Origin of the sequence: Flavobacterium enshiense DK69 (assembly GCF_000498495.1) — a bacterium.
In the GTDB taxonomy this organism is placed as follows: domain Bacteria; phylum Bacteroidota; class Bacteroidia; order Flavobacteriales; family Flavobacteriaceae; genus Flavobacterium; species Flavobacterium enshiense.
In genome coordinates this window covers 396,790-420,639 of the sequence record NZ_AVCS01000015.1, presented here as the reverse complement: position 1 = coordinate 420,639, position 23,850 = coordinate 396,790, and the positions used below count along the sequence as shown (strand labels likewise).

General features: G+C 38.1%; 18 protein-coding genes. 3 read left to right on the top strand and 15 right to left on the bottom strand.

Annotated features, from left to right (window positions below):
- Positions 1-350: 350 nt before the first annotated feature.
- The 4 genes from secDF to gyrB all read right to left on the bottom strand — a co-directional run bounded on the left by secDF (position 351) and on the right by gyrB (position 7,414).
- The gene (gene secDF, locus FEDK69T_RS11850; protein WP_023574403.1) at positions 351-3,317 is read right to left on the bottom strand and encodes a protein translocase subunit SecDF; all 2,967 of its coding nucleotides are present in this window, start codon (positions 3,315-3,317) and stop codon (positions 351-353) included.
- 139 nt (positions 3,318-3,456) lie between these two features.
- Positions 3,457-4,392, bottom strand: coding sequence for a malate dehydrogenase (gene mdh, locus FEDK69T_RS11845; RefSeq protein WP_023574402.1), 936 nt, complete (start codon positions 4,390-4,392; stop codon positions 3,457-3,459).
- A gap of 75 nt (positions 4,393-4,467) precedes the next feature.
- Positions 4,468-5,502, bottom strand: coding sequence for a DUF6588 family protein (locus FEDK69T_RS11840; RefSeq protein WP_240473157.1), 1,035 nt, complete (start codon positions 5,500-5,502; stop codon positions 4,468-4,470).
- On the bottom strand, positions 5,474-7,414 hold the full coding sequence (gyrB, locus tag FEDK69T_RS11835) for a DNA topoisomerase (ATP-hydrolyzing) subunit B (protein ID WP_023574400.1): 1,941 nt from the start codon (positions 7,412-7,414) through the stop codon (positions 5,474-5,476). Before gyrB ends, FEDK69T_RS11840 begins: the two co-directional genes overlap by 29 nt.
- 313 nt (positions 7,415-7,727) lie before the next feature.
- Between gyrB and FEDK69T_RS11830 the strand changes: the two genes are divergently transcribed.
- On the top strand, positions 7,728-8,168 hold the full coding sequence (locus FEDK69T_RS11830; protein WP_023574398.1) for a hypothetical protein: 441 nt from the start codon (positions 7,728-7,730) through the stop codon (positions 8,166-8,168).
- Positions 8,169-8,465: 297 nt separating this feature from the next.
- Here FEDK69T_RS11830 and asnB read toward each other — a convergent pair whose 3' ends face one another.
- From asnB to FEDK69T_RS11795, 7 genes are all read right to left on the bottom strand, one after another.
- On the bottom strand, positions 8,466-10,073 hold the full coding sequence (gene asnB, locus FEDK69T_RS11825; RefSeq protein WP_023574397.1) for an asparagine synthase B: 1,608 nt from the start codon (positions 10,071-10,073) through the stop codon (positions 8,466-8,468).
- A 197-nt stretch (positions 10,074-10,270) separates the two neighbouring features.
- Complete coding sequence (locus tag FEDK69T_RS11820; RefSeq protein ID WP_023574396.1) at positions 10,271-10,513, bottom strand: hypothetical protein; 243 nt, start codon at positions 10,511-10,513, stop codon at positions 10,271-10,273.
- On the bottom strand, positions 10,514-12,136 hold the full coding sequence (locus tag FEDK69T_RS11815; RefSeq protein WP_023574395.1) for an amidohydrolase: 1,623 nt from the start codon (positions 12,134-12,136) through the stop codon (positions 10,514-10,516).
- A gap of 150 nt (positions 12,137-12,286) precedes the next feature.
- The gene (locus tag FEDK69T_RS11810; RefSeq protein ID WP_023574394.1) at positions 12,287-12,802 is read right to left on the bottom strand and encodes an O-acetyl-ADP-ribose deacetylase; all 516 of its coding nucleotides are present in this window, start codon (positions 12,800-12,802) and stop codon (positions 12,287-12,289) included.
- Positions 12,803-12,840: 38 nt separating this feature from the next.
- Positions 12,841-13,290, bottom strand: a complete 450-nt coding sequence (locus FEDK69T_RS11805) for a GreA/GreB family elongation factor (RefSeq protein WP_035629712.1) — start codon at positions 13,288-13,290, stop codon at positions 12,841-12,843.
- 67 nt (positions 13,291-13,357) lie between these two features.
- Entirely contained in the window at positions 13,358-15,103 is a 1,746-nt protein-coding gene (locus FEDK69T_RS11800; RefSeq protein WP_035629711.1) for a TonB-dependent receptor, read from the bottom strand.
- Between the two features lie 92 nt (positions 15,104-15,195).
- Positions 15,196-18,210 (bottom strand): tetratricopeptide repeat protein, encoded by a 3,015-nt coding sequence (locus tag FEDK69T_RS11795; RefSeq protein WP_023574391.1) that lies wholly within the window; start codon positions 18,208-18,210, stop codon positions 15,196-15,198.
- Positions 18,211-18,571: 361 nt separating this feature from the next.
- Between FEDK69T_RS11795 and FEDK69T_RS11790 the strand changes: the two genes are divergently transcribed.
- Positions 18,572-19,255, top strand: a complete 684-nt coding sequence (locus tag FEDK69T_RS11790) for a cell division ATP-binding protein FtsE (protein ID WP_023574390.1) — start codon at positions 18,572-18,574, stop codon at positions 19,253-19,255.
- On the opposite strand, the gene FEDK69T_RS11785 is transcribed toward FEDK69T_RS11790, so the two are convergent.
- Together FEDK69T_RS11785 and FEDK69T_RS11780 are read right to left on the bottom strand one after the other, a co-directional pair.
- Positions 19,256-20,074, bottom strand: a complete 819-nt coding sequence (locus FEDK69T_RS11785) for a 2OG-Fe(II) oxygenase (protein WP_023574389.1) — start codon at positions 20,072-20,074, stop codon at positions 19,256-19,258.
- Complete coding sequence (locus FEDK69T_RS11780; RefSeq protein ID WP_131494729.1) at positions 20,067-21,188, bottom strand: glycosyltransferase family protein; 1,122 nt, start codon at positions 21,186-21,188, stop codon at positions 20,067-20,069. Before FEDK69T_RS11780 ends, FEDK69T_RS11785 begins: the two co-directional genes overlap by 8 nt.
- A 73-nt stretch (positions 21,189-21,261) precedes the next feature.
- Here FEDK69T_RS11780 and FEDK69T_RS11775 point away from each other — a divergent pair, with 73 nt between their 5' ends.
- Positions 21,262-22,197 (top strand): glycosyltransferase family 2 protein, encoded by a 936-nt coding sequence (locus FEDK69T_RS11775; protein ID WP_023574388.1) that lies wholly within the window; start codon positions 21,262-21,264, stop codon positions 22,195-22,197.
- 110 nt (positions 22,198-22,307) lie between these two features.
- Here the strand turns inward: FEDK69T_RS11775 and FEDK69T_RS11770 are convergent, their stop codons facing one another.
- The gene (locus FEDK69T_RS11770; protein WP_023574387.1) at positions 22,308-22,709 is read right to left on the bottom strand and encodes a sugar 3,4-ketoisomerase; all 402 of its coding nucleotides are present in this window, start codon (positions 22,707-22,709) and stop codon (positions 22,308-22,310) included.
- Between the two features lies 1 nt (position 22,710).
- Positions 22,711-23,814 (bottom strand): glycosyltransferase, encoded by a 1,104-nt coding sequence (locus tag FEDK69T_RS11765; RefSeq protein ID WP_023574386.1) that lies wholly within the window; start codon positions 23,812-23,814, stop codon positions 22,711-22,713.
- Positions 23,815-23,850: the final 36 nt, after the last annotated feature.

Genomic DNA, 23,850 nt, shown 5'->3' with positions numbered 1-23,850 from the left:
CCCGATAAGACTTATTAAACTCTTTTTTCTCTGGTAAGACACAACTGCTTCACGATGGCATGTGCCGATGGCAGAAAATTTAATCAGGTTAACTGCTTTCCAAACCCCCAAACCAACCCTAAAATTCAAATAGATTACTGTCTACCCCTGACCGCAATGAAAGTCCTTCACTTTGTTTTTTCAACAAAGAGAAGATTACTTCACAAAGCATTATATATTTTGGAGTTCAGTGAATTTCAATTGTAGAGAAGGGCAGGAATTACATTTCCGGAAAAGCCCTGACAATTCGGTTCTAAAATAAAAAAAGCCCCACATACTGTGAGGCTTTTTCATATTACATGAGCATTTAATTATGCTTCTACTTCTCTTTCAGCATTTGCTTCAGCGTGAAGTCTTTCAACTTCTTTTTTATCAGATTTCGGCATAGTATCCACCAATACCGGAGTTGCGATAAATAATGAAGAATAAGTTCCTACAATGATACCTACCAACATTGCGAATACGAATCCGCGGATAGACTCACCACCAAATACGAACATTATACCTAATACGATGATCATCGTTAATGATGTATTGATCGTTCTTGATAATGTTGTATTAATTGAATCGTTTACAATCTGGTTGAAATCACCTTTTCTGTTTCCTAAGATGAACTCACGGATACGGTCGAATACAATTACTGTATCGTTCATTGAGTATCCAATAACCGTTAAGATCGCAGCGATGAAGTGCTGATCCATTTCCATGTGGAAAGGCATAAATTTATACAACAATGAGTACAATCCTAATACGAAGATAACGTCATGCGCCACAGCAGCAATCGCACCCAATGAATATTGGTATTTACGGAACGACACAACTAAGTAAAGTGCAACTACTAACATTGCTCCGATTACAGCCCAGTAAGAGTTGGTTTTGATATCATCAGAAACAGATGCACTTACTTTTGTAGCCTGAACCACTCCTAAAGTTTTACCTTCAGCAGTATTGATGAACTGATTGTAAGTAATATTGTTTGAATAATAACCTTTCAAACCGTTATATAATTTCTCGTTTACTTCTTTATCAACGCCTACACCTTCTTCCTGAACTTTATACTTCGTGATAATTCTCATTTGGCTTGGATTACCAAATTCTTTTACCTCTACGTTAACTCCGAATTCTTTTCCAAGTTGTTCCGAAACTTCAGTTGGGTTCACAGGTTTTTCAAATTTAACCTGGAATGTTCTACCACCTACGAAATCAACACCTTCATCCAAGCCATTAATTCCGAAAGAAATACAGCTTCCGATAATAACGATAGCAGAAATCATGTAAGACCATTTTTTAACTCCGATAAAATCAAAATGGAAGTTTGTAAACCAGTTTTTAGATAAAGGAGTTGTAAATGTTAAATTTCTTCCTGCAGCAATATCTCTATCGATGAACATTCTCGCAATGAAGATAGCTGTGAACAATGATGTGAAGATACCGATCAATAAGGTAGTCGCGAAACCTTTAATAGGTCCTGTACCGAAGATAAAAAGTATCAAACCTGTAAGGATGTGCGTTACGTTAGCATCAATAATGGAACGCATAGCACCTCTCCAGCTGTATGATTCGATTATAGACTCACCCAATGATTTTCCGGCACGTAATTCTTCTTTTGCTCTTTCGTAAATAATGATGTTCGCATCTACTGCAGTACCCATTGTTAACACGATACCGGCAATACCTGGTAATGTTAATACAGCACCTAAACTAGCCAAGATACCAAATAAGAATAATAAGTTCACTAATAATGCAACGTTAGCATACCAACCTGCTTTACCATAGTAAACAACCATCCATAAACACACTAATAATAAACCAACAACTGAAGACATGATACCGTTATCGATAGCTTGTTGTCCTAATGACGGACCAACAACCTCAGATTGTACAATCTCAGCAGAAGCCGGTAATTTACCTGCTCTTAAGATGTTTGCTAAGTCTTTAGTTTCAGTTACATCGAATACACCTGAAATTTCAGAACGTCCTCCTGCAATTGGTCCAGAAGAAACTCCCGGTGCTGAATAAACAATGTTATCCAATACAATTGCAATATTACTTTGTTGCGTAAACGCTTTTCCAGTTAATTCTTCCCATGCTTTAGCACCTGAAGCGTTCATCTGCATAGTTACAGATGGTCTTCCCATTTGGTCAAAAGACTCAGAAGCGTCTGTGATTACTCCACCACTTAGAGGAGGCACACCTTCTCTGTTTGTTTTAAGAGCATATAATTCAACTACATCCGGAGTTTTAGAACTTACTTTACCCCAAGCGAAACGAGCGAAACGCTGTTCTGCAGGCAATAAAGAACGGATGTCAGCTCTTTTTAAATATGCATTAACTTTTGCAGTATCTTTTGGATTGAAATAAGCTAATACCGGGCTTCCTTGCTGTCCACCACCTTTAACTAAATCCAACAACGGATTGTTTCCTTTTTTAACTGTCGCAGAATCATTTGCTTTAGACGTCAATAAAGAATCGATATCTGACGTTTTTGGAGCTACAGTACCTACAACTGGTTTTTCAGTTTTCTTTAAAACTTCGTTAGCTGCCATTAAGAAATTAGCAATCTCATCAGTTTTATAAGTTTCCCAGAATTCTAACTGAGCAGTACTCTGTAATAACTTTTGGATACGATCGATGTCTTTAGCCCCTGGAAGCTCTACTAAGATTCTTCCAGACTCTCCTAATTTTTGGATGTTAGGCTGAGTTACACCAAATTTGTCGATACGCTCTCTTAATACACGGAATGCACTTTCTACAGACTCAGAAACTTTCTTTCTGATGATCGTTTTAACCTGCGCATCTGACATTGTAAAATTGATCTCACTTAAATTTCTGTTAGCGAAAATTTCAGGTGAAGATAATTTTGTTGTTCCATTTGAAACCTGATCAAAAGCAATGAAGAAAGCATCAAGATAATCCTGATTCCCCTCTCTGTTTTTAGTTGCTTCCGAAAGCGCTTTGTTAAAAACCGGATTTTTTGAATTGTTTGCCAATCCTTTCAATACGTCTTTAACCGAAATTTGAAGGATTACGTTGATTCCTCCTTCAAGGTCAAGACCTTTATTGATTTGTTTTGCTCTTACGTCATTAAAAGTATGACCTAAAAACACTTTTTCTTTACCAATAGAGTCTAAGTAAAACAACTCTTTTTTAGAGTCGCCATTCGCGAATGCCTTTGCTTTACTTTCAATATTATTGGTAACAACCGTGAAGGAAAGCTGGTAAATACTTACCAATGCAAATAAAATTGCAAAAAATTTAATGAGTCCTTTATTCTGCATTATTACTAAAAATTAATTATTCTTTTTTCAAAAACGAGCAAATATATACTTTACCAATATATCTACCAATTTATTTCTTAATTATATCATAAAAAAAAGACTGCCCTTAGCAGCCTTCCTTTTTATTGTATTTAAAATATTACGCTAAAACAGTTTTCAGATCGGCATTCATAGCACGAACTGCCTCAGCACTTTTAGCAAATGACGCCTTTTCCGCATCGTTCAATTTAATATCCACAATAGATTCAACTCCATTTTTACCTATAATACAAGGCACACCCATACAGATATCAGATTGACCATACTCTCCTTCAAGGTAAACCGAACAAGGAATCATTTTTCTTTGATCATTTAATATACTATCTACCAGATAAGCTACTGAAGCTCCCGGCGCATACCAAGCCGAAGTTCCAAGCAACCCAGTTAATGTTGCTCCTCCTACCATCGTATCAGCAGCCACTTTATCCATTTCTTCCTGAGAAAGGAATGTAGAAACCGGCACACCACAATAGGAAGCCAGGCGCGTTAACGGAATCATGGTCGTATCACCGTGACCGCCAATAACCATTCCATCTACATCAGCAGAAGGTTTGTTTAACGCTTTCGACAAATAATATTTAAAACGGGAACTGTCCAGAGCACCACCCATACCGATAACTCTGTTTTTAGGCAAACCAGTTGCTTTTAAAGTCAGATACGTCATTGTATCCATCGGATTGGAAACCACTACTATCACAGCATTTGGAGAATGTTTCAGCACATTATCCGCTACACCTTTAACGATTCCTGCGTTGATTCCGACAAGTTCTTCACGGGTCATCCCTGGTTTTCGCGGAATACCGGATGTAATTACCACCACATCACTATTGGCTGTTTTTGAATAATCGTTTGTACTTCCCGAAACACGTGTATTAAAACCAGTTGTAGTTGCACATTGTGAAATATCCATGGCCTTACCTTCGGCAAAACCTTCTTTAATATCCAGCAAAACCACTTCACTGGCAATTCCTCTATAAGAAATCACATCTGCACAGGTAGCACCCACGTTTCCGGCACCAACTATAGTTACTTTCATAATTTTATATGTTTTTTTGGTTGTTTAGTTTTTTAAAAGAAGTTAAATATATTAAAATAACCAATACTAAACATATTAAAATTCATATTGAACAGAAAAATTGGTATTAACAAATTTCCCAAATCCTATAACCGGTTGCAAAAACACTTTTTTAATCTGATATCTTCCTGAAATTTCACCAATAACATTGGTTTTGTTTTTGGATATCTGCTCCAATTTCTTGTTCAAAATATCCTGAAGTGGGATAATTTCTTCAATTTCCCCTTTTGGCCCTCCCACAATATACTCGAATTTACTGGCATTAACAATTAGTCCGCCCATCAATTCAAAGTTTTTAAACTCTTTGGAGCCGTTTAACTGAAACTGCCAAGTATCCACCAATCCATTCAAGCGATTAATTCCCAAACTTCCGAATTGGGTAGGAATAGAAATAAAATCAAAGCTGATATCTTCTTTAGAATATGCAATCAAGCCCGAAAAATGGATTTTCTTGGACTCCAAAACTTTAAAATACTGACTCACATTATGTTTTAAACCAAAACCATAAACCTGATAATCCCCTCTTTTGAGTTTTGTTTTTGGGGAATATTTCACCACAACCTCAGTGCCGTGCCACAATGCGACCGAGCCTTGCAAATACGGATAGAAAATAGTTTCCTGACTAACCCCTTCCGGAGTTTTCAGCCGGATTTGCCCCCCATCCAAATCCCCAACGAGATACTCAAGAGAATCACCACCCAATGCAGTTGGCACAGTTGTGGAAGTCGCTCCTCCTTCTATCTGAAAAAAGGAAAAATCACTATTTTTAATTTCAAAACTTCTGTCGCGTTTCGGAACAAAGAAAATATTCGAATGCAATCCTAATGTCACATCCCATAATTTTCGTTTTTTAGGAGAAGTAATCCAACCAGAAGCGGCCTGATAAACGGCCGCATCTGTAGCTGGAGTTATGTATTTGTCGGAATAAAATAAGGCGTCATTAAGTAAGTTTTCGACATCCTGAAATGTATTCCCGGATTGCGCTTTCATTATATTGGAAAAGAATAAAAAAAGAACAAGCAATCCTGATATTATGCACGATTTACGCATCAATCTTAGCGTACGCAGCATTTTTTTCAATGAATTCCCTACGTGGCGGAACCTCGTCTCCCATCAACATAGAGAATACACGATCTGCTTCAGCCAAACTGTCAATCCCAACCTGGCGTAGCGTACGGAACTCCGGATTCATAGTGGTTTCCCATAATTGCTCCGCGTTCATCTCTCCAAGACCTTTATAACGTTGAATATTGGTTCCACCGCCCATTCTTTCTGAGATTGCATCGCGTTGCGCATCAGTCCACGCATACTCTTTCTTAGTTCCTTTCTTCACCATATATAAAGGCGGAGTGGCAATGTATACATAACCATTCTCAATCAGCTCTTTCATATAACGGAAGAAGAAGGTCAAAATCAGCGTAGAAATGTGACTACCATCCACGTCGGCATCACACATGATTACTACTTTATGGTAACGTAATTTTTCAAGGTTTAACGCTTTACTGTCTTCTTCAGTACCGATAGTCACCCCTAAAGCAGTAAAAATATTACGGATCTCCTCATTCTCAAAAACTTTGTGATGCATCGCTTTTTCCACATTCAAGATCTTACCTCTCAAAGGCATAATAGCCTGGAAATTACGGTCACGCCCTTGTTTGGCAGTTCCACCCGCCGAGTCTCCCTCGACAAGGAACACTTCACATTTTGCCGGATCCTGCTCAGAACAGTCAGACAATTTACCCGGCAATCCACCGCCACCCATTACGGTTTTACGCTGTACCATTTCACGGGCTTTTTTCGCCGCATGACGCGCCTGAGCTGCCAAGATTACTTTCTGAACAATGATTTTTGCATCATTTGGATTCTCTTCCAAATAATTCTCCAACATTTCAGCAACCGCCTGAGAAACAGGAGAAACAACTTCTCTGTTACCCAATTTAGTTTTAGTCTGTCCTTCAAATTGAGGCTCAGATACTTTCACCGAAATAATAGCCGTCAAACCTTCACGGAAATCATCCCCGGAAATTTCGAATTTCAATTTATCCAACAACCCGGAAGCATCAGCATATTTCTTCAATGTACGGGTTAATCCCATACGGAAACCTTGCAAATGCGTACCTCCCTCGTGTGTATTGATATTATTTACATAAGAGAAAATATTTTCCGAGTAACTGTCATTATAAATCAAAGCTACTTCAACCGGAACTTCTCCTTTATCATTTTCCATACTGATCACGTGACCAATAATCGGCACACGGTTACCATCAAGGAACTTAACGAATTCTTTCAAACCTTCTTTGGAATGGAATGTCTCACCAACAAAGTTCCCGTCTTTATCCGTTTCTCTTTTATCCGTCAGTGAAATCGTGATCCCCTTGTTAAGGTACGCCAACTCACGCATACGAGCAGCTAACGTGTCATAAGAAAACTCTAAGGTTTGCTGAAAAATAGTCCCGTCTGGCTTAAACCAAACCGTTGTCCCGCGTTTATCGGTTTCACCAACCTGCTTAACTGGATACATTGCCTTACCTCTTTCGTATTCCTGTTCGTATATTTTCCCTTCCCTGAAAACAGTTGCTTTCAAATGATCGGACAAGGCGTTAACACACGATACACCTACCCCGTGCAAACCTCCGGAAACTTTATAAGAATCTTTGTCGAACTTACCTCCAGCCCCAATTTTGGTCATTACAACCTCAAGAGCGGAAACACCTTCTTTTTTATGAATATCTACAGGAATCCCTCGACCGTTATCTTCAACAGAAATCGAATTATCCTCGTTAATTGCTACATGAATAGTATCGCAATGTCCGGCTAACGCTTCGTCAATCGAGTTATCCACTACCTCATAAACCAAGTGGTGAAGCCCTCGAACCCCTGTGTCACCAATGTACATCGAAGGACGCATCCTTACGTGTTCCATTCCCTCAAGCGCCTGAATACTGTCTGCCGAATAATTGTTTTTCTTTACTTCTTCGCTCATAATCTATATTGTGAATGTCTATTTTTTTTGTATAACGAGCAAATATATGAAATTGAAGACTATTTTCTGTTAAAATTAAACAAACCAAACCGGTAAGTTATCAACAAAACAACATGGTTTATTAACCTTATTTCGATTGCAAATTCATTTAAACCTTAACCCTTTTTCTTCAAAATTTCTGATTTTCCCATTTGAGCACGGATTTCAATTTTACGCTATTGGAATCGATGAAAAAAAGTACCAAAGCTCGATTACAACCAATTCGTAAAAAAAATATCCCTATATTTACATGTAAAATTTTAACATAAAAAGTATGAAAAAGCCAATATTACTATTTGTTTTTGCGTTATTCTTTAATTATGCAAATGTTTTTGGACAAGCTAGAAGTGAATTGAATTTTGGTCTTGTAGGTGCTAATTATGAAATTCCTGTTCATAAGGATATTACAATTGCTCCCGGTGTCGGAACAGACCTGGATTTTGATTGGTTAAATCTGGGAGTAAAGGCAAACTATTATTTCGATAATGTTTTTGGGATTTCAGATGACGCTTGGGATGTTTATGGTGGAGCCAATTTGGGATACGCTATTTTCACGGGAGACAATGATAACAATGACAACGATGATGACATTAATTTAGGTCTTCACGTTGGAGGGCGTTGGTTCTGGAATGACAAATGGGGCGTATATCTGGAACTTGCCGGCGGAAGCACTTCTGGTTTTTCTCCCGGAATTGGATTAACAGTGAAGTTATAACTTATAAAATCCTGCAATACATTAGAAACCCTGAGAGAAATTTCAGGGTTTTTTTGTTGCTTTTTTTGACAAATTTTATCAGCAGAAATATGTTACAAAATTATTAGATATGCTCAGCAAAACATGTTCATGCGTCCGCTCTATCTTTAGCTCCTCGCGTTAAAAAATGTAATTCACAAAAGGACACCACTCCCATCAGGACTAGAGAATTGCTTTTATTACTTTTGAAGTGTTTGAGAAATAAAAAAACGCCAGCATAGCTGCCAGCGTCTTTTAACAAACAAATCACATTTTAAATTATTTCAGAGCTACAGCTAAATCACTTTTAACGTGAGCTGCGTTTGCCCTACCACTCGGATCCTGGTTTGACTGCCATTTCGGAATCCATTTGCGGACTGTTTTCGCCGCGCCTTCCTGAGGAAAATGCTTATGAAAAATAGTTCTGTAGAAAAATGCTTCTTTCGTAGCCGGCGTGTTGTAAGGAAACAGTTCGCCCGCTTTAGCAAAATCCTCATCCGAAACCTGAGAAGCACAATATTCAACTAAAGTATCAATCCAGTTGTACCCCACCCCATCCGAAAACTGTTCTTTCTGACGCCATAAAACACTTTCCGGCAAATATGGCTGCTCAGGCGTATCAAATGCTTTACGAAGGATGTATTTCTCAATTCCGTCATAGGTTTTAGGCATTTTTTCTTCTGGTTGAATTTTGATAGCCAATTCCAAAAAAGCTTTGTCTAAAAACGGCACTCTCGCCTCTAATCCGTGTGCCATGGTCGATTTGTCTGCACGAAGCAAATCGGCAGTGGAAAGACGTTGTACTCTCTCAATGGTTTCTTTTTGGAAATCAGCTACGCTTGGCGCATTTCTGAAATACAAATACCCTCCAAAAATCTCATCGGAACCTTCTCCGGAAAGCACTACTTTGATTCCCATGTCGGTAATTGCTTTCGACAGGAAATACATTGGCGTACTGGCGCGGACAGAAGTCACATCATAGGTTTCCAGATGCCAGATTAACTTATCCAGGATTTCAATCCCCTCTTCTATCGTAAAATGGATTTCGTGGTGTTCTGTCCCTAAAAATCCTGCCACCTCTCTTGCCGCAATGGCATCCGGTGCGTCTTTGTCCAAACCAATGGAAAACGAATGCAGTTTCTGGCCGTCAACTTCTTTGAGAAGTCTTGAAGCAATCGATGATGTCAAAGAAGAATCCAATCCTCCTGAAAGCAATACTCCGATTGGCACATCACTCATAAGGCGTTTACGAACAGCTTCAGTTAAGGTTTCACGAATAGCTTTTAAATCGAGCTTTTCTACTGCTAAAGTTTCATCTTCCCATTTTGGCTGATAGTATTTTACCAATCCGGTTTTGGACGTGTAATAATGTCCTGGCGGAAAAGCTTCGAAATCCTCACATTGGTCGGCAATCGCTTTCATTTCGGAAGCAAAATACAAACGCCCTTGGCTGTCTTTCCCGTAATACAATGGTTTCACTCCCAACGGATCACGACCGGCAATAAAATCGTCACCATCGATTACCACAAAGGCGAAAATCCCGTCGAGCATATCACAAAAATCATAACCGAATTCCTCATACAGGTGTACAATTACTTCTGAGTCGGATGTAGTTCTAAAAGTATGATGGCGCAATATTGTTTCGCGCAGTTTCTGATGGTTGTAGATTTCACCGTTATGCACCATCCAGGCGGAAGACGTTCCCTGAATAGGTTGTTTTCCCGTATGTAAATCTACAATAGACAAACGTTCATGACTTAAAAAATGTCCTTTTTCAGTAACATGCAAATCACTTTCGTCCGGTCCTCGATGCGACATTCTTTTAGATAATTGCTTCACTAAAGTTTCGTCTGTCCCTTTTCCTATAACTGCCAATATTCCGCACATAATTATTTCTTTTTAAGTTTTATTATGAAACAAAATTGCGTCATAAAGTTTTAATCAGAAACCTTAAATGGTAATTTAATTACAATTTTATATTTTAAAATCTGATTTACGGCTAAAATGAAATTAAAACTATTAAAAACAGAAGTTTTGGATTACAGATTGTAATTTCAGTTTTTTTACAGCAAATACTATAGAATTTAACGCGAAGATTTCATGGTTAAAACCCGATGAAATATCATCAGAAACATTACAAAAAGTAAAATGGTTTGTCCTTTAGCCCTGATGGGAGCGGTATCCTTTGGTGGAGTTTTAACGGAGCAAAAGATAAAACGGACAGCAGGAACAGGGATTACTGATGCATCCAAACCATTGCTTCGCCAATTCGCTATCGCTCGGGTCGCTCCAAAAAAAAAACCCGAACTTTCGTCCGGGATTACCATTTATTTCACTTGTTTTCCTTTTATAAATGTATTCTTTGGCTTGATCAGCAAAACCTGTTCAATAGGCATTGTCATAAAATCAGCATCGAAAATGGTGAAATCGGCCCATTTCCCAACCTCAAGACTTCCCTTTTCGTTTTCTTCAAAATCAGAATAAGCAGCCCAAATAGTCATTCCTTTTAAAGTTTCTTCGCGTGTTAAGGCATTTTCAGGCAAAAAGCCGCCCGAAGGAAAGCCTTTCAAGTCCTTACGCGCTACCGCCGCATAGAATGTATACATAGGATTGACTTCTTCGACCGGGAAATCGGTTCCAAGCGCAATCACTCCTGCCTTGTCAAGCAGTTTTTTATAGGCGTAGGCATTTTTAATTCGCTGCAATCCCAGTCTTTCCGTAGACCAATATACGTCGGAAGTCGCATGTGTAGGCTGAACAGAAGGAATAATTCCCGATTTGAAATAATCGAAATCCTTTTCGCGCAGCACTTGAGCGTGTTCTATTTTCCAGCGTCTATCTTTTTTCCCGGTCAGCACTTCTTTATAAATCTTCAATATTACAGTATTGGTCGAATCACCAATGGCATGCGTGTTCATCTGAAAATCGGAGGCCGCTATTCTCTTTGCTGTCTTGCGCATTTCCTCTATTGGCGACAATAATGCCCCAAATTGTTTTGGCCTGTCGAAATAAGGTTTGTGCAGGCAGGCGCCACGTGACCCCAAAGCACCGTCAGCCATAAACTTAAAGGAACGCACATTGAGTTTATCGGTTTTATAAATACCTTTGTTAATGTAATAATCCAGATTTTCCTTGGACGCCTTAACCATTGCATAAATATTGATATCCAATCGGTTTTCACGCTGTAAACTATCAATCAAGTTGATTACATCACGTTCAAGTCCGGCTTCGTTAATGGTCGTTAATCCATATTCGAACATTGTTTTTTGAGCTGACATAAGCGCATTTATCTGCTCTGATCTGGACGGTTTGGGCATACTATTGTAAACCAGTTCCATTGGATTATCTATCAATATTCCGGTCAGCGCACCATTTTTAACTTCAATCTGACCGCCTTCTGCTTTCGTTTTCGTAGTGATTCCTGCCATTTTCAACGCAACAGAATTAGCGATCAACGCATGCCCGTCTATACGTGTAAGTACTACAGGTATGTCCGGAAAAATTATATCCAACACCTTATTATTAGGAAACTCCCTGTCAGGCCAGTCATTCTGATCCCAGCCCCTGCCCTGGATATATGCTATTTTCTTTTTGCCTTTGAATTGGTTAACCCTTTCGATTACCTCTTCGAAACTTTTGGTTCCGCGTAAATCTACCGTCTGAAGACTCATCCCATAGTTGTAAAAATGAGCATGAGCATCGTAAAACCCCGGATAGATGAATTTATTTTTTGCATCGTAAACATCATTCGAAGTAAACATTTCATTGATTTCAGCCGTTTTTCCTATCCCGACTATTTTACCTCCGGAAACAGCAATAGCTTCAGCTTTATCGAAGTTTTTATTTACCGTATAAACAGTAGCATTGTTTATGATAAAATCGACAGGTTGCTTTTGGGCATTGGCCATACAACAAGCCAGCACGGAAAGAAGTGCAATTTTAAATTTCATTTTTTGACAGTTTTAAATTTCCCGCCCGTTATTAGAAGACAGAAAAATTGATTTCCAAATATACCTATTAAAGATTAGTATTACAAATAAAGAACTGACTCAGAATCAGATTTTTAAATTCGTTTTTAGGCAGCCTATTTTTCGACAGCGCTACATTTTGTGCAGTTCCTTACTAATTAGAACTTCATTTTCATCGTCAAAACAAACAAATAGTACTTTTTCAATTTCAATATGTTTCGACAGAAATTCTGAAACCGTTCTAACGGCTATCTGTGCTGCCTCTTCTTTTGGGAATCGGTACACACCGGTACTGATACTGGGAAAAGCAACTGATTTACAATTATTTTCAACAGCTAGTTTTAGCGCATTTTTATAGCAGTCGGCGAGTCTTTCTCGTTCATGGTTGTTTCCGCCGTACCATATTGGCCCAACCGTATGAATTACAAATTGAGCAGGAAGATTTCCGCCTGTAGTTATAACAGCTTTCCCAGTTTCACAGCCTCCTTGTTTTGCCGCAATTTTTTTGCATTCTTCCAGGATTGCATTTCCGCCAGCCCTGTGGATGGCACCATCCACTCCGCCTCCACCCATGAGGGATGAATTGGCTGCGTTTACTATAGCATCAACTGCAATTTTTGTAATGTCCCCTCTTACAACTTCAATCATGATTTTTCGATTTGATGTTATGACACTAATTTAGCAAATTAGACAACATCTTCAATCACAAATCGGGAACCGTTTACCTCAACGACATCACCTATTTGTTTTCCCAATATTTGAGAACCCAACGGCGATTGTGGAGACAATGCCAAAACTGAAATGCCATCGATTGTTATTTTAGGCAAAGCAGCGCTGATAAAAAGTTGCAATCCGTTTGCTTTTACCAGACTTCCAATGGCAATGGTTTTACTGGAAACTGATGCGTCAATTTTACCTAAAATCCCTTTAAAATTAATAGCCTCCTGAAGTTTTGCGCTCAGTTTTTCCTGCTCGAGATGCATCATGGACAAAGCGGTTTCGTGTTTGTCCCCGGCTGAACTTTTAGCATCATTTTGTGCATCGTCAGCCAAACCGGAAATCATATCGCGGTACACATCGATTTTATCCTGAAGCAGGGTTAAATGATGATTGAGTATTTTTTGTTTGAAGGTCATGTTTACAAATTTAAAAAGCACAAAAGGGTTGCTTTTGTGCTTCAAAGTTATGCTTTAAAAACGCTTACTAAAAATCAAATTTATAGTTTGCTCCCAACAATACCTGGAAGCCCTGAACCGGGTAGTTCAGCCAGCGCTCATATTGTTGATTTGCGATATTGTTAAGTTTAAGGAAACCTGTCAGGCGCTCGTTGTGTTTGTATCCCACGTGAGCATTTAAATCGAAATAACTATCCAAGGTTACTGTTTTAAATAATGGCTCTGTTAGTGTAATATCGTTGTAATAGAATTGATCTTTACGATCTCCGACAAAGAAAATATCGGCACCGGCATACCATTTTTTGGTGATGTCCACATCCAGGTCGGCACTAATTTTCAAACTTGGCAAGTTCCATGCTTCCGCCTGATCGGTTGAATAGCTGTTGAATGCCCCATTGATTCCGAACGCTACATTCTTCGAGAAATCCATTTTCAGTTCCCCGAATAAACTTACAGTCTTCAGATCATCATATACAACACCGAATGAATTCCCATAAGCATAGCCTTCGGTATTCAGACTGGTCGTGTCATAAGGATTAGCAGTAAAGAACGCTTTATCATCTTCTGACATATACGAACCTCTTACATTGAAAGCTACCGTATTAGACAATTTTCCTTTTAGTCCCACATAAATATCATACTGTTGATTGGTTGGAGCAATGGCCAGCGCTGGGGAAACGAATTTATTTTCCTCCACAAAATCGGCATAAGAATTCTGTTTCAGATTTCCTTCCGCACCCGCATAAGCAATCATGATATCACCCACAAGCTTATAGGATGCTTTGATTTGAGGATATACAAATATTTTATCGTCCGACACATCATTAACTATCCCTCTGCTATAGAAAAACCCAGCCCCAGCCTGCACAGACAAATCGTCCTGCTGCAATAAAATGCTTGGCACCACTCCGAAGTTCAGATAACTATAACTCATATCCGGCATTTCCTTATGTTTTTTTTCAAAACTCCCGCCTACATAATCGGCCACGAATTCCGTTTTGAATTTATATTTTTTGATTTCAAAATCGAAAGAAGGCCTGATAAAAAACCTGTTTTCCTCTGAACCGTGAGAATCCCAAAAACGTTTAAAAAGCATTGGTGTTTCATCCATCATACCTTCTTTTACATCTAATTTAGCTCCTACAGTAAGGGTTTGATAGGTTTGCCCCTCACTTATCGAATTGATAGCATCATCCGTAAAAGACACAAATTCTGTCGGTAATCCGTACCAATTATACATTTGGTGTTTGTATCCTAAATCGGCATTCCAGTCAATTTCACGGGTACGGCTTCCGTAAGTAACATCAAATGCAGTATTGTAGTAACTATCATCTAATTTCACCTCATCTATTCCGCCCTGCGAAGACAAATGACGGAACATTGCCCCCACATAATCATTATTGGATAAATCCTGAGTGACAAATAATTCAGCATTCACAGTTCCGTAATTCCCAATCCCAAAAGTGGCGTAATTTTTAAACAGGCGCTCTTTAGCCTCTTTGTCTACATCGGCAGCCCTACCCTTCGCCGGGGTAAATGTTGATGCAACCGGAAAAGAAAAGATATTATACTTGATTTCTTCTTTTTGAGTATTGGTTTCGTCGTCAATAACCGGCGTCTCTTTTACTTTGAAAGCGTCGGAGATCGTTGGTGTGTACGGTTTAACCACGTTCACCACTTCCGTTCCGATATTTTCGTCTTTCTTTTGTGCTAGGGTTTTCATTCCCGTTAGAAGGAATGTTACGGCTGTTATGTATTTGAATGTCTTATTCATATTTATTTTTTTAGGGAAAAGAGTTAAGGGAAAAGAATCAGCATATGTTTTCATTTCCGATATTTTATTTTTCCTTCTATCTTTTTAACTTCTTACTTTGTTATGGATGAATTTCGTTTGGCTTCCTCGCCTTTAATGAAATCGAGTTCGGCCTGAGCCTCTGAAACTACATCTTCAAAAGAAGCAAAGTTTTTGATTACGCTTTCCAAAATATAGGTTGCCTGGAAACTGTCTTTCAGTCCGTAGAAATTTTTTGCCATGACAATTAATCCTTTAGCGCCAAAATATTTATAACCGGAATAATCCTTAGCTAATTTCTGTACCACTTCATTAGATTTTTCAAACTTGCCTTCCTTGTTTTTAAAATAAGCGTCATAGTACATTGCTTCAGCAGCTAGTTCCCCTTTGGCGATTTTCTGCAGTTTCGCGTAAGCATCTTTGGCTTTTGCTTCATCATTGGTTTTGATGGCTGAGCGTGCCACGATAATCTGCGCATCACTTTTCACTTTGTCGTCCGTCTTAGGATTAGACAACACTTTGTCTGCATATACAACCGCGTTAGCAAATTCCTTCTGCTCATAATAACTCTTCATCAAATTGGATTGCGCAAAAGTTACGTTCTGCGGGAAATCAGCTTCAGTTTCCAAACGCTGCAAAACAGGAATTGCTTTTTCGTAGGCTTTGTTTTTCAGATGGATCTCGCTTAAACGTGCCAATGATTGTTCCGTAAATTCATTTCTAGGCTTTCTGATAACATATTCGTAATTCGGAACAGCAGTGGTACCCAATCCGTCAGCAAAATATAACTGTGCCAAATAAAAATTAGCTTTCAATGCACTCAATCCATCAGGAAAATCAGCTAAATATCCTGTAAAAGCTGAAATTGCCTGCTTATTATTATTCTGCAGATATTGTTTTTCGGCTGATTTATAGGTATCGTTATCCAAATCAGCATTGGAAACCTCCACAAAATCAAGTGTTTTAACCCAAGCCGCATACTCGTTGACTTTATTGTTATCCATATAAATCAGGCGTGCCGTTGAAACCGCTTCGTTGGCTTCCTCCGTTCGCGGAAATTTAGAAACCACTTCTTTAAATTTCGCTAATGCTTGTTGGTCTTTATCATTGTTGTAGTACACCAGTCCCTGACGCAAAATCGATTTTGAAACATACGAACTCCCGTTATATTCACCAATTAAACGATCATAGGCTTCCACAGCTTTATTTACGTTATTTTGGGTTACGTAGGTGTTCCCTAATTCGTATAACGCATCATCCGCATATTTAGAATCAGGATGTTTTTTCATGAACGAACTCAGGTTTTCGATTTTCAAATCATTTTTGCCTACGAATCCGTATGAAATAGCTTTTTGAAAATGAGCGTAATCATCATCAACTCCCCTAAGCTCCATGACTTTGTTATAAGCATCCATGGCCGGCCAGTATTTTGAGGTTACAAAGTAGCTGTCACCCATTCGTAAATAAGCGTCATTAAGACGCACCTTGTCGCTCTTTTCCGTGTTGATATATTCCTGAAAATGTTTCGCTGCATTTTCGTATTCTTTCAGTTTGAAATAAGTGTACGCTAAATTGTAGCTCGCATTTTTGGCCTCGGGAACATTTTTTGACTCTGCCGAACCCGCAAACTGTTTGAAACTCAACAGCGCATCACTAAATTGATCTAAATTATATTCGGTTTCCCCTTTCCAGAACGTGGCTCTCGCAGTAAACTTAGCGTCACGAGGCTCTGCAATTGATTTATTGAACAAAGTCAGTGCCTCTTTATAATTTCCGTCAGTATATAATTCCAAACCACGGTAAAACGTAACCTTCTGATATGCTGGGCGGTTTTGCGGATTTTTATTTTTCTCCAACAAACTCAGTGCTTCCTTATAATTTTTCGAAGTGATATACGAATTTATCAGTAGGTTTTCAATTTCCTGCTTATAAGAGGTTTGCGGGTATTTTGCCAAATAAGCCTGCAATACTTCCGGCACACTTTGATAAGGGTTTCCGATCTCATAACTGATTTTGGCATAATTTAGGTAAGCATCTTCCTGAATTTTAAGATCAAAATTCATTTCAGAAGCATTTTTGAAAGCATTCAACGCTTCCTGTTTTTTTCCTACTTTCAGATAACTTTCACCTAAATGATAATAGGCATTCTGCGCTACACCATCCCGACCTTCAATAATTTTGTTGAACTGAGCAATGGCATTTTCATAATCACCAGCTTTGTAATAAGCATAGCCCAACTGGTAAAAATCGGTATTGTTCCACTTTCCTTTTTTCCCTTTGTAATTTAAAAGATACGGAAGTGCTTTATCGTATTGTTTCAGGTTGAAATAACTTTCCCCGATGATTTTAGATAATTCCGATTTTTCTTCAGCATTGGATTTTGATAATTGAGGCATACCTAAATCGATTGCTTTTTGGAAGTTACCCAATTTAAAATTCATATCAGCCTGAAAATAAGACATTTTCTCCTTGTATTTGTCCTGATCCTGAACCTGATCGAAGTATTTCGTGGCATCTTTGTAATTATCCGTTTCATAAGCCATATACCCTAGATAGTATTTCGCCTGCGATCCGAATTCCTTTGAATTTACCACTTTGTTGAAGTATTTATCGGCTTCCTTTTTATCCTTGGCCGAAAAATAACAATATCCTTTCTGGAAATTAAATCTCTCACGCTCCTCATTGGTCATTGAAGCCTCATCCACCTTCTCGAAATATTTCAGTGCCTGAGGATAATTGGATTGGTCAAAATAATAATGCGCTACTTCTATAAATGCCTGATTTTGTTTTGATGAAGTCGGATATTCTTCAACAAAATTTTCAACCATCACATCCGCTCCGGGCTGATCCAAACGGATGGCGCAATTCGCCGCATAATATGCGCAATCCGATTTTACTTCGTAACTCACTTTTGAGCCTTTCACTCTTTCAAAAAGTATTTGGGCAGCATTATATTGGTGATCTTTATAAAGCGCAACAGCTTTATCAAAATCGGTCAATTCGTAAGTATAGATATTGGATTGTTGCGCAGAAACATTTACCGCACTCAAAATCAGAGAAGTATAGAGAAACTTATCCAGTTTTCGCATAATTATAGGCTTTTTAAAAATCAAATATATCAAATTCCCGTCGTTATTAACGCGCATTTTCAATGCTTTATTATAAGGGTTTTCAACAAAATTGAGAAGAAAGACACAAGAAGTTTAGAGGAAAGAGAAATAGTATTGCGTTAGAAAAAGGGACAAGGGATAAGAGAAAAAGTATCAAGTGATGAGAAAAAAAAATTAAAAATGAAATGATAATACATCCGCAAACTCAAGCTTCTCGGTTCTCCCTTATCCCTTTTTCCTTCTCCCTCTCCACTTCTTAGATTCAATTAAATAATTTTCATACGTTTTTTTGATTAAGTTCGTTCTACTTATTACTTTTACAAAAATTAAATCACGAAACATGTCACAAACGATACTTTCCCTTAAAAACGCAACTATTTACCAAGAACATAATGCGATTTTAACCAACGTAAACCTTGATGTAAAACATGGTGAGTTTATCTATGTTATTGGAAAAACAGGTTCGGGAAAGAGTAGCTTCATGAAAACCCTGTATGCCGATTTATCGCTTACCGAGGGAACTGGAACTATCGTTGACTATGATTTAACATCTTTGAAAGAAAGCGACATTCCTTATTTAAGACGAAAACTTGGTATTGTTTTCCAGGATTTCAAATTATTACCGGACAGAAATGTGCATGATAATCTGGAATTTGTTTTAAGAGCAACGGGTTGGAGTGAAAAAGAAGAAATCCAAAACAAGATCGAGGAAGTATTGGACAAGGTAGGCATGAAATCGATGACATCTAAAATGCCGCACCAACTTTCAGGAGGTGAGCAGCAGCGTGTTGCAATTGCACGTGCGCTCCTAAATGACCCTGAACTTATCCTTGCCGATGAACCAACAGGAAACCTTGACCCGCAAACTAGTGTGGAAGTTATGGAAGTACTGAAAAAAATCAACCAGAACGGAAAAACAATCATCATGGCAACGCATGATTATGCTTTGATCATGAAATACCCTTCCAAAACGTTGAAATGCGAGGACAAAACCCTGTTTGAAGTAGTGCAGCGAACGATATAATTATTTATCTTTTTTGTAAACGTGTGGATTTTCCACAATCCCCTTTTTAAATAATTTCCGTACTCCCATTCGAAGCCAGGTATCACATTGGAGCAGGATATCGGTTATTTTATTTTCAGGTCTTCCGCGAAAGGATGTTACATGAAATTCATCAGATTGCAACAGCGGTTGTTTTGAAAAATAATAGTTAGAAACACAACATCTGTTTCCATCAAAAACAACGGGTGAAACCGAATGAAGTGAATTGTTATGGGTTGCCATTACGACTAGTCTATTGAATTTGCTATGAATTGTGATTTGCGGATTCTTTAATCCATCGGGCCATAATTCCAAATTACCTCCATATTCTTCCTTCCAGTCCGGCGTAACATAATAAAGCAGATTTAAAACCCTCCAAAGATTTCGGTCTTTATCATGTGAATTATCCAGATGTGGGTTCAAAAACTGTTTGTTTGCCATTAATGAAATTCCGCCGGCATACAAGTTTTCATCCGGAAGCACATTAGTAATTCCGCAGATTTCAGCAATAAGACCAACTACCTTTTTTTCCTGAAAAGCATAAACAATCTCTTCTAGCAAGGGATTGTACAAATTCATTTGTGCGGCCACATACTTATTTTCACGAATGCTTTTTTTCAATACCATCGCTTCAGGTAACGGAAAAACACGATACAATTCAGCTGCCAAATCCAAAGGAAGCAAATCATCCAGGAAAAAATAACCAATACTTCCTTTCGAACTTCCGTACTGTTCCTTCAGGATTCCCTTGTTCCGATTAATGGAGTCAAAGATTTGCAGCGCAAATGTTTCCCTATTCATGATAAATTAATTTTTCAATTTTTAAGGCGTTGTTGGTATCATTCATATAATTTTCCAGAATCTCCCTTCTTTTTGGATAATCCGAAAAACTTTGCTCAAACAATATTTCGATTTGAACAATCAATTCTTCCTCATTTTTGGTCATCACACACAAATCCGAAACAACAGGATCATCAATAATGTTCTCATTGATAATGCAAAAACGAGTATTGAAAAGGGAATTGATTGCCTTTAATTTCGTTCCCGATTTCTGAAAGGACCAACTGATACTGATATGCGATTTTTGAAGCATTTCTTTCAACTGCTCAAAATCGTTGAGCTTTACAAACTGAATATTCTCACTGCTTCCAATTAGTCTTTGAACAAAATCTTCATTTGATCCCGAAGCAATTACCAACTTTCGGTGTGGCAGTTTCCTGAAAACATCAATCAAAAACACCACACATTTCCTGTTATCTGAGGTATTTAAATCGCCATGATAAATTGCATATTCGCCGAAACCTTCTAATGGCAAAACCGTATCGTTTCCATGAAATACAGGAACATACATTGCTCTTTTACAAAATTTCAACGCCATTTCGTTTTCAAATTTTGAAAGTGTAACCACTTCATCAAATTTCGAAAAAACATCTTTATACTTTATGTATTTCATCGCTTCCAGTTTGAACGCGATTTTCTTCAGCAGCGAATTTTCACTCTTTGAAATCCCGTTAAAATAATCCTCCTCAATATTTTGAAGACGAAGTATTTTTTTGTGGTTTTTAAGACGGGAATCGTATACAGAGCACGTAGTTTTCAGCCCTTCAAATAAGATTGGCGCTTCTGTTTTAGCTATATTTTCAGCTAATCTTCTATCACCTCTTGAAATCACTGAAAACGGCAACGAGCTAAAAAAGTGGAAAGGATTACTGGTGATTTCGTAAAAATAAATGGACTGGCAGAGTTTTTTTAATTCGTCAAACTCATTTGGGATTTCTTTTACAAAACAGTGCAGATGAATTGCCAGGCCTATCTCATGCAAAGCCTTAAGCTTATAATAAACATCAATCACTCCACCGTAATTGGGTGGATAAGGATTATCAAAGCTAACAATATGCAGGATTTTTTCAGACATTTTTTCAGGACAAATATACAATTTTAAAATCTTGGTTCGATAATTCCTATATTTGAAAACCAAAAAGTAAAAAATGCCTTTTTTTTCCGTTGTCATTCCGCTTTACAATAAAGAACATTACATTGAAAACACGCTATGGAGTGTATTAGATCAAACCTATACTGATTTCGAAGTAATTATTGTAGATGACGGTTCTACAGACGACAGTCTGAAAAGAGTACGTTCTTTTACCGATTCCCGAATCAGAATAATTCCCCATCAAAACCAAGGTGCTTCCATAACACGAAATACAGGCATTCATCATGCCGCAGCCGACTTCATTGCATTTTTGGATGCAGATGACATTTGGCAACCCAATCATTTGTCGGTATTAAAAAAACTAATCGACGATTTTCCGGGCGCCGGAATTTATGCCTCCCGGTATGAGTTAATATTTAAAAACAAGCATCGCTACATTCCTTCGTTCAAGGGAATCTCATCAAACTATCGTGGTTTGGTTCCCGACTATTTCGAATCCAGTATGCAGTATGCCGTGGCAACTTCTTCGTCCATTGCAGTTCCTAAATCCGTTTTCACTAAGGTTGGTAATTTCAAACCTTATATTTCGAGTGGCCAGGACAACGATATGTGGCTTCGGATTGCTTTAAAGTATCCTGTAGCAGTTGGCAACGAAGTTACCGCTTCCTATTTGCATTTTATTCAAGACAGCCTTTCGAAAACGTCAATTTTAGAAAAAAAGATAAAGCGATTTGAAGAATACAGGGAAGAGGAAAACCAGAACAACAGCCTGAAAAAATACCTGGATTTATACCGGATGGAGTATGCGCTGCAATATAAAATTGCCGGCGACCTCACAAAATCGAAACAACTTTTTACCGAAATCCTTCCGGAAAACATCAGCTGGAAATCCCGCATGCTGTATAAGATGCCCCGCCTTTTATTGCTTGAATTATTACGTTTTAAACGTTTTTTAAGAAGTCTCGGAATTGACTTTTCCGTGTATCAATAATGATTGGCATATTATGTAAACATGTCAAAATCAAAAACATAATCCTGCACACATATTTTTCGGAAGCCACAAGCAAACAAACCTATCCGGAAGAAAAGCAGGCGTCAAATTTACGGTGTATCATTAAGATATCTAAGAAACTCATCGTATTCCCTTATATAATCGCCTTCATCAAATTCTCCGGATGAAATCACAAGACAAACCGATCCGGCAGAAAAGTTGTCCAGTTCACGCCATACATTCGCTTTGATAAGCAATCCTTTATCAGGCTTGTTCAAGGTAACCGTTTGTTCATTTTCCCCATCCATAAGCTGCACGTCAAAACTTCCGGAAAGCGGAATCAGTAGTTCAAATTGCTCTTTATGTGCATGACCTCCTCTTTTCGCCGTGCTTGGAACATCAAAAAGATAATACACTCGTTTGATTTCAAAGGGGATAACGTCTTTTTCGATTACAGCGATATTTCCTCTGTAGTCTTCTATTTTTGGAAGGGAAATCAGTTCTATATTCATATTACGAATGTACTTCAATTTTCATCAAATCCAACCACTGCTTTCCGATTTTGTCAATCGAAAATTGCTCCACTGAAGACAGTGTACGTTCTTTACAGTTTTGGTACAAACCCGCATCATTCACCAAAAGGTTCATTTTAGTTTTCAGGTCTTCAAAATTCTGGTTTTCAGCTAACAATCCGTTTTTCCCATCAATAATGACTTCATTCGGGCCCGAAATACCATCAAAAGCCAAAACCGGAGTACCACACGACATCGCTTCTATGACCGACATCGGAAAACCTTCGTATTTACTGCATACAATTAAAAACAATGCGTTTTTTAAGTATGGATAGGGATTTTGCTGAAAGCCTGCAAAGTGAATTTTAGGATGGTTCCCGGCTATTTTTTCAATTTCATTTCTTCGTTCTCCATCACCAACCAAAATCAGATGAATGTTTTTTTTCGGTAATTCCGATTCCAAATAGGTTTCAATCAGTTTGTCAAACTGCTTCACGTTTTTATAATCGAACCTGCCCATTCCTATCACATACTGAAATTTGAAAGGAATTATTTCAGCACTTTTTTGCTTGATTTCGAAGAGATTAAGCGGGTTGTAAATTCTGTGCAGGTTCTGAAAACCATATTTTCTTTCGACATCATTTTTTATGGTATCAGAGACACAAACCACTGCATACTTATTCTTAAAAACAAGGTTGGCCAAAAATGAATTTTCAGGAATATAGGTAGCTGTATTTCCGCTGTGAACGGTGTAGATGATTTTAGTTTTGTACACCCACTTAGCCATCAGGACTTCCTGAAAAGGCTTGACACGGTATCGAAAATCAATAATAAAATCGAACTTTTCTTTTTGAAGATATTGCTTCAAAAAACGCATCAAAGACAATTTTCCGAAAATTCCTTTATGTTTCGCTTTCATTTGGCCGATGTTAACTAAAGTCCCCGAATAAGGATAGCCCACATCATCCGCCAAAACAATATTATGAACTTCAATATCTTGAGAACCAAAATAAAGCGATAGCGACGACATCACACGCTCCAGTCCGCCACTGTTCAACGTATAACTTATCAGCGCTATTTTATGGTTCCTTTTTGGAATATTCATTCACTAATGTGTATTTTAGCGACTAATATAAAGTTT